This is a genomic window from Croceitalea sp. MTPC5, from assembly GCF_036985505.1.
In the GTDB taxonomy this organism is placed as follows: Bacteria; Bacteroidota; Bacteroidia; order Flavobacteriales; family Flavobacteriaceae; genus Croceitalea.
The window spans coordinates 1-1328 of the sequence record NZ_BTGQ01000030.1; the positions used below are offsets into that span (position 1 = coordinate 1).

General features: G+C 32.7%; 1 protein-coding gene. It reads right to left on the reverse strand.

Going from position 1 to position 1328, the window contains the following annotated elements; translation table 11 throughout:
• The coding region (locus AACM45_RS20265) for a condensation domain-containing protein (RefSeq protein WP_339145026.1) at nucleotides 1-1328 on the reverse strand (1328 nt) is incomplete at both ends.

Sequence of the window (1328 nt, forward strand, 5' to 3'; positions counted from 1 at the left end):
GATTATTCAAGTCTTCTATAAAACCTTGATCAAATAATTGTTCTACGTACAGCCAGGTGCTATGAAATTGATTTTTGGATTCCACTGCCTGAAGATCAATCCAGGCCTGTGAAGTTTGCCCAATCCATATTCTAGAAGAAATATCCTCTGAACTATTTAAGAAATATCGTCTATTATTATCACTACTTTCAGTTGTTTTGTCTCCCCCTACGATACCTGTAAAAACAATTGGAGATACAGCTTGATTTGGATCTAATCCTTGTAGATTTTGTAAGCACCTTTGAACTTCGATGCCACTATACATACCATGGTCCAAATCTTCCCATAAACTTTGATGTGTTAATAATAAATTATCCAATATGGAGCCTGGTGTTCTTTTGTAACCAAATAAATTAGTAGTGGTAAAATCCCCCCAGATGTCATTGACATGTGGATGTATACTATATCTGTTAAAAACGGTAAGTGTGATTAAAAAACTTGAGGTATTAGCATACCGCGATAGAACATATCCATATATCGAAAGTAAGGCAGAGGAAACGGAAACACCATGATTATTCGCTTTCGATTTAAATTTATTCCATACCTCTTTCGAGATGATAATCTCAGATTTACCAAACCTAGGTTTTGATATTGAGATAGAATCCAATTTCAATGGTAAGATGGGTCTTAATGGAAGGTTTTCTATTTTTTTAACCCAATACGCTTTATCTCTTTTGTACCACTTTGAGTATTTTAACAGAGAAACATAATCTTGATAATCCTTAAAATTGAGTTCAGGGTTTTTCAACTTTAATTCATTACTTGAATACAATCTGGTTATATCTGAAAGAAATTTCTGTCTACTTTCTACATCAAGTAGAATCAAATCAATGCTAAAATGTAAGATATCGCAATCTTTGAACCGAGATATATGAAAAGAAAATAGAGGATATTCATTGGGTTGGTAAACAAAATGAGACATCTTGTCTGTGAATTCCTGTAGCTTACCTTTATCATAATTATTTGTATACTCATCACATTTTACTTTGTAAGTCCCAACATTGGAACTCATTAAATATTTTTGCGTGAGTGTATTAGTATCAAAAACTGTTCGTAATTCGGGGTAGTTTCTTATTAATAGATTTATTATATGTTCTAATTTGGAGATATCAATTTTGGTCTCGTATTTAAATTCATAGTAGATATGATTTGATACTCCTCCAATTTCGAACGTTGTAGACCTTCCCAACAGATAAGCTTTTTGAACTTCTGTCATAGGAAATGAATTATTCAGTTTGATTGCATTTGTTAAAATGGGGAGCTTACGCAAGTCAGCTTCATCTTCCACG